This window comes from Curtobacterium subtropicum (genome assembly GCF_030362975.1).
GTDB classification, from domain to species: Bacteria; Actinomycetota; Actinomycetes; order Actinomycetales; family Microbacteriaceae; genus Curtobacterium; species Curtobacterium subtropicum.
Genome location: NZ_JAUCMM010000003.1, coordinates 417,675 through 424,268 on the forward strand (window position 1 = coordinate 417,675; position 6,594 = coordinate 424,268).

Below are 6,594 nucleotides of genomic sequence, written 5' to 3' on the forward strand. Positions count from 1 at the left end.
CGACGAGCGACCGGGCGTCAGCGCCGCAGCGTCTGCTTCGGGTACTCGCCGAACCGCCGCAGGTACTCACCGGAGAACCGACCCATGTGGGTGAACCCCCACCGAGCCGCGATCTCCGCGACGGCCACCGACCCGGGCTCGGCGCGGAGCAGGTCGTCGTGCGCGTGACGCAGCCGGACCTCGCGCAGGTACTGCATCGGCGTCCGGTCGAGCGTCCGCTGGAAGGACTCCTGCAGTCCGCGCACGCTCAAGCCGGCGGCGCACGCGAGGTCCGAGACCGTCAACGGCTCGTGCGCTCGAGCATGGATCGTCTCGACGGCGGAGCGGACCCGGGCGTTCCGGTGCTCGCCCCAGCCGACGGGAGCCGGTTCGCCGTGGAACCGGTAGAGGTCGAGGAGTGAGCGGACGACGTCGCGCTGGGACTCGTGCCACGCGAGCGACTCGGCGCCCCCGTCACGCAGCGCCCGCACCGACGAGGCCACCGACGCGCGCCACCGCTCGACCGCGGCGGTCGTGGGCGGTGTGAAGCGGTCGAACGCGAGGGTCCCGTCGACCAGGAAGCGCTCCGCGGCGACGTCGAGCACGAGCTCGCGGTCCAGGTGCACGAGCCGCTGGTCCCAGTCGCGGTACTCCATGTCGAAGCGCTGCTCGATGGGGAACAGCACGGGGACGCCGGGCTGCATCCGGATCGCGTTGCGTCCGGTGTCGACGGTCGCGGTGCCGGAGTCGAGCCACTGGACGACGACCTCGCCCTCGACGGCGACGTCGCCGCGCAACGAGCCGTGCATCTGCGACCGTCGGATGCTCATCCGCTCGTCGCCGACGGCGACGTAGCGGTACCAGAAGTCGTCGTCGACGTGGGCCGAGTGCCAGGCCTTGCCGGCGTACATGCCGGCGAGGTCGGCGATCGCGCCGTCGGTGTCACTGCCGGACACCGACACCAGGGAGCGGAGTCCCTCGTTCGTCGTGTCGTCCATCGATCAAGCCTCTCTCCTCCGGCGGGTGGAGCGGGCGCGTCGCGTGACCCGGACGATGTGCTCGCGTTCTGCGGACAGGCCGCGCGGTCGATCCGCGACCGGGTACCGGACGGGAGGCGCGGTGCCGGCTGGCCCCGCGCCTCCCGTCCGACGGTCAGGCCGTCAGGCCAGCGTGGCCGCGTCGATCACGAAGCGGTAGCGGACGTCCGAGGACAGCACGCGCTCGTACGCCTCGTTGATCTGGTCGGCGCTGATGAGCTCGGTCTCCGGCAGGATCCCGTGCTCGGCGCAGAAGTCCAGCATCTCCTGCGTCTCGGCGATGCCGCCGATCGCGGAGCCCGCCCAGCTCAGGCGGCGGGGGATGAGGGCGAACGCCGGGACCTCGAGCGGCTCCGACGGGGCGCCGACGTTGACGAGCGTGCCGTCGACCTCGAGCAGGCCGAGGTAGGCCTTCATGTCGAGCTTGGCCGAGACGGTGTTGATGATGAGCTCGAACGACTGCGCGAGCTCCTCGAAGGTCGCCGGGTCCTTCGTCGCGAAGTGGGCCTTCGCGCCGCAGCGGAGCGAGTCCTCCTGCTTGCTGGTCGTCTGGGACAGGACGGTGACCTCGGCGCCGAGCGCGACCGCGATCTTCACCGCCATGTGGCCGAGGCCGCCCATGCCGACGACGGCGACCTTCGAGCCCGGGCCGACCTTCCAGTGGTGCAGCGGCGAGTACGTGGTGATGCCGGCGCAGAGCAGCGGCGCGACCTTCTCGATGTCGAGCGACTCGGGGACGCGGAGGACGAAGTCCTCGTTCACGACGACGGCCTCGGAGTACCCGCCCTGGGTGATCGAGCCGTCCGCGGGGTCGACGCCCGCGTAGGTCTGGATGTTGCCCTTCAGGCAGTACTGCTCCTGGCCCGCGACGCACTGCTCGCACTCGCCGCAGGAGTTCACCATGCAGCCGACGCCGACGCGGTCGCCCACCTGGTGCTTCGTGACGGCGGAGCCGACGGCCGACACGTGGCCGACGATCTCGTGCCCGACGACCTGCGGGTACTCGATCGGGCCCCACTCGCCGCGGACGGTGTGGATGTCCGAGTGGCAGATGCCGGCGTAGGCGATGTCGATCTCGACGTCGTTCGGGCCGAGGTCACGGCGGGTGATGGTGGTCTTGACGAGCGGCTCGGTGGCCGACGGTGCCGCGTACGCGTTGACGGTGCGCATTGGTCTCCTCGTGGGGGTGTTCTCGGGCCGGGTGCGGCCCGCACTCCAGTGTGGTCCCGCGCCCTGGGGACAGGGAGGTTGCACCGGGGCACCCCTCGTGGACACGGACGGGCGTGTCGGGGCGCGGCGGTGTCGGGGCGCGGCCGCGGCGGCCGCGGGGTCCAGCCGCGTCGGCCGCGGGGCTCAGCCGTGTCGGCCGTGGGGCTGAGTCGCGTCGGCCGTGGGGCTCAGCCGCGTCGGCCGTGGGGCTCAGCCGACGAGACGCGCCAACCGCTGCCCGGCGATCGTCGCGAAGCGCATCGGGTCGCGCAACGCGTCGTCCGGCTCCCCGGTCGTCTGCGTCGCGAGCACCACGAGCGAGGCCGCCGCGTCGAAGTCGTCCAGCCGCGCCGCGATCTCCCCCGCGACCAGTACCACCCGGGCTGCCGGCGCGTGCTCCGCCGCGAGCGCCCGGACGACCGACGGCACCTTGCCCGCGGCGCTCTGCTCGTCGAAGCGCCCCTCGCCGGTGACCACCACGTCGGCGCCGTCGAGCAGTGCGGGCAGTCCGAGCACGTCCGCGACCGCCCGCGCTCCCGGTGCGAGCGTCGCACCCCAGGCGAGCAGCCCGAACCCGACCCCGCCCGCGGCGCCCGACCCCGGCGTCGCCGGGTCGACCTCGGGCAGGCTCGCCGCCCACCCGGTCAGCCGTTCCTCGAACGCCGGTGCCCTGTCGGGCGTGATGCCCTTCTGCGGTCCGAACACCGCGACCGCGCCGGACGGGCCGAGCAGCGGCGACGTCACGTCGGTCAGCACCACCACACCGCCGGTGGGCAGCGGCCGGAGCTCCGAGCGGTCGACCGCGCCCGATGCGTCGACGGTCAGCCCGAGCGCCTCGAGCACCGGTCGACCGCCGTCGGTCGACGCGCTGCCCCCGATGCCCAGCACGAGCCCGGTCGCCCCGGCGTCGAGCGCTGCGACGATCGCCTCACCGAAGCCACGGCTCGTCGCGGTCTCCGGGCGCAGGGACCCACCCAGGAGCGGCAGCCCGCTCGTCGCCGCGAGCTCCACGACGGCCCGGCCGTCGGGCAGGTGCAGCCAGTGCGTGTCGACGGGCGTGCCGTCCGGCCCGGTCACCGTCACGGGGACGTGAACGGCCGCCGGGTACGCCGCGGCGAACGCGTCGAGCGTGCCCTCTCCGCCGTCGGCCATCGGCACGGTGACGACGTCGTCCTCCGGCCGGTCGTCGAGCCACCCGGACCGCACCGCCCGCGCGGCGTCGGCCGCGGTCGCGGTGCCCTTCAGGGAGTCGGGAGCGATGACGACGCGCACCGGTCCACCGTAGCGGGACGGCCCGCGGTCAGAGGGCGAAGCGCGGGAGCGGCTCGCCCCCGGTCGCCAGGTCGGCGAGGAGTTCCCCGAGCAACGGCGCGAACTTGAACCCGTGGCCGGAGAACCCCGTCGCGACGGTGAGCGGCCCGCGCCGGTCGATGACGAAGTCCTCGTCCGGGGTGGTGTCGTAGAGGCAGCTGATGAAGGTCGGACGGGTCGCGTCGACCCCGGGCACGAACCGTGCGACGTACGCCTGCAGCCGCTCGGCCTCCGCGGGCACGGGCCGCTTGTCGCGAGCGTCGGGATCGACGACCGGCCCGGTGCCGTGGAACCCGACCTTGACCCCCTCGCCCGGCGTCAGCAGCCCGTACACGTCGTCGCCGTCGGCCCAGTGCACGAACGACGGCCAGGCTTCGTCCGGCAGGTGGCTGGGGAAGTGGGCGGGCTGCTCCTGGGTGACGCGGACGGCCGGGAGGACCGCCCCGCGCCCGGCGAGCACGTCACCCACCAGCGTGGGCGCCCACGACCCCACCGCGGCCACCACGCTGGCCGTCCGGACCGCCGTCCCGTCGCCGAGCGTCACGGTGAGGTCGTCCCCGTCGTCGACGATCGCCCGGACGCGGCTGCCGAACCGCAGCTCGACCAGGCCCGTGCGCTCCGCGAGCGTCAGGAAGAGCTCGACCGCGTCGGCCGACCGGATGCGTCCGGCCGTGGCGTGCGTCAGGACGTGCCCCTCGAACGCGATGCCCGGCCAGCGTGCGGCGGCCTCGTCCGGGGTCAGGGTCTCGTGGGGGATCCCGGCGTCCGCCAGCGCCGCGGCGATCGCGTCGACGACCTCGGGCCGGCCGTGGTCGACCGCGCCCGTCCGGTCGAGCAGCGTCGTGCCCGAGGACGTCTCGAGGGCGTCCCAGAGCGCGAGTGCGCGGGTCGTCAGCGCGACGTACTCCGGGTCGGTGTAGCCCTGCCGGAAGATCCGGGTCGCACCGTGCGACGACCCCTCGAGGTGCCCGCGACCGTGCTGCTCGACGAGCAGGACGCGCTCGCCGCGGGCGGTCAGGGCCCAGGCTGCGGCAGCACCCACCACGCCGCCGCCGATCACCACGTGCCCGTCGAACCGGCTCGCGTCCGGCTGTCTGTCGTCCATCACGGCAGCGTAGTGCGGCGCGGTGACCGGACCGCGGTGCTGAACCGGGGTTCAGCCGACCGGCACCGTCTCGCGTCGCTTCTGCCGCCACGGCGTCGCGGGTTCGTCCTCGCCGTTCCAGACCCGCACCACACCCCACCCGGCGGCGATGAGCGGCACCGCGAGCAGCGCCCCGGTCACCCCGCCGAGCACGGTGCCCGCGGTCAGCCCGACCAGGATGACGAGTCCGTGCAGGCGCAGCGTCCTGCCCATGAGCACGGGCTGCAGGAAGTTGCCCTCGATCTGGTTCACGAGCACCACGATCGCGACCACGATCACCGCCTTCACCGGGCCGAGCGCCACGAGCGTCACGAGTGCCGCGAGGGTGCCGGCGATCGGGGCGCCGATCATCGGGATGAACGAGGTCACGAACGCCACCACCGCGAGCGGGATCGTCAGCGGGACGCCGAGGACCGCGAGCCCGGTGCCGATCGCGACCGCGTCGAACGCTGCCACGGCGGCCGTTCCGCGCACGTACCCGCCGAGGGTCGTCACCACGCGGTCCCCGATCCGCCGGGCCCGGTCGTACTGCGCACCGGTGAAGGGGCGGAGCAGGAACTCCCAGATCGCCGGCCCGTCCTTGAGGAAGAAGAACAGGATGACCGCGCTGAGCACGGCCCCGGTGACGACGTTCGTGACGGCGGAGATGCCCGCGATCGCGCCCGCCCCGAACCGTGCGCTGGTGACGAAGTCGACGAGGCCGGAGACCGCGTCCTCGATCTGTCCGTCGGTCACCCGGACGGGTAGCTCGTGCAGGACGTCCTGCACCTGCTGGAGCCCGTCGACCGCCGACGCCTGCAGCGCGGGCCACTGCCCGGCGAAGGCGGCGACGAGCAACCACAGCACCCCGGCGGCCGCGGCGAGGACGCCCACGAACGCGATCGTCGTGGCGAGCACGGACGGCACCCCGTGTCGGCGGAGCCAGGCGACCAGCGGGTACAGCGCCGAGGCGACGATGAGCGCGAGCAGCACCGGGATCGTGACGAGGCTCAGCGTCGTCGCGGCCGCGACGATCCCACCGATCACCACGACGATCACGACGGTCTGCAGGCACCGGACCGCGAGCCGACCGTAGGGGTCGGTCCAGGTGCTCGGTCGGACGGTGGTGGGCGCAGGGGAGCGGCGCAGGTGCATGGTGGGTCTTCCGGGTCGGCGTGAGGCGGCCGTGACCCCGTCGGCACAGGGCAGACGCTACCGAGCGACGGCCGGTCGTCGTCCCTGCTCGGTCCACGACGACCGGTTTGCCGACTCTCAGACGGGTCGGAACACTCTGCTGCTCGACGGGACCGAAGGCACACTTCCACCGGGTTCCTCCACGACACCGCCCAGGATCTCGGCCACGACCTGCCCGACCTGACCGAGACGAGAGGCGCCGGCACCGTCGTCCGCACCAGGGGCGCTCATCGAGAACATCACCGGACCAGTCACCTGAGACAGAAGAAGCTGCGGTGATGGCAATTGGTCTGGCTTGTTCGTGGCAGGACCGGCTACTGAGACGGGCCGCCGCCTGTCGGTCGACTACTCAGAACGCCCTCCACGACCCAGCACGCCACGCCCACGACGATCAGAGCGCCACCGATCCAGGCCGCGGCGGGGCTACCGGCTTCCACGTTGCCGGCGATCACCGAACCACCAGTGAGCACGAAGAACAGCCCGACACCCCCGATGACCGCGCTGAGCATCTCGGACCGAGGTGACCCCTTCGCCCGGGTGATGCCGAGGAAATCGAGAACGCGTCTCGTGCGGCGAGCGTACGGCGTTGGGCGGCCCGTCGATCGATCGGCTAACTGTGATGTTCAGGCAGGTTGTTGAGTCTGCTGATGGGTGGTGCTCCGATGGCGGAGTGAGTCCTGTGGTGATTGTAGAAGTGGAGCCAGCCCGGGAGCGCTTGTCGGCGTTCGGTCTCTGAGCCGT

5 protein-coding genes and 1 pseudogene are annotated in these 6,594 nt (G+C 72.9%); all 6 read right to left on the reverse strand.

Annotated features, from left to right (window positions below; all coding sequences use genetic code 11):
- Positions 1-17: 17 nt before the first annotated feature.
- Complete coding sequence (locus QUG98_RS07395) at positions 18-977, reverse strand: helix-turn-helix transcriptional regulator (protein ID WP_289469942.1); 960 nt, start codon at positions 975-977, stop codon at positions 18-20.
- 162 nt (positions 978-1,139) lie between these two features.
- The gene (locus QUG98_RS07400) at positions 1,140-2,186 is read right to left on the reverse strand and encodes an NAD(P)-dependent alcohol dehydrogenase (RefSeq protein ID WP_289469943.1); all 1,047 of its coding nucleotides are present in this window, start codon (positions 2,184-2,186) and stop codon (positions 1,140-1,142) included.
- Positions 2,187-2,435: 249 nt separating this feature from the next.
- On the reverse strand, positions 2,436-3,497 hold the full coding sequence (locus QUG98_RS07405) for a glycerate kinase (RefSeq protein WP_289469944.1): 1,062 nt from the start codon (positions 3,495-3,497) through the stop codon (positions 2,436-2,438).
- Between the two features lie 28 nt (positions 3,498-3,525).
- The gene (locus QUG98_RS07410; RefSeq protein ID WP_289469945.1) at positions 3,526-4,641 is read right to left on the reverse strand and encodes an FAD-dependent oxidoreductase; all 1,116 of its coding nucleotides are present in this window, start codon (positions 4,639-4,641) and stop codon (positions 3,526-3,528) included.
- A gap of 51 nt (positions 4,642-4,692) precedes the next feature.
- Positions 4,693-5,814 carry an AI-2E family transporter gene (locus QUG98_RS07415; protein WP_289469947.1) on the reverse strand — a complete coding sequence of 374 codons (1,122 nt, stop codon included), beginning with the start codon at positions 5,812-5,814 and terminating at the stop codon, positions 4,693-4,695.
- A gap of 649 nt (positions 5,815-6,463) precedes the next feature.
- Positions 6,464-6,594: pseudogene (locus tag QUG98_RS07420) on the reverse strand (IS481 family transposase); the annotation flags it as partial.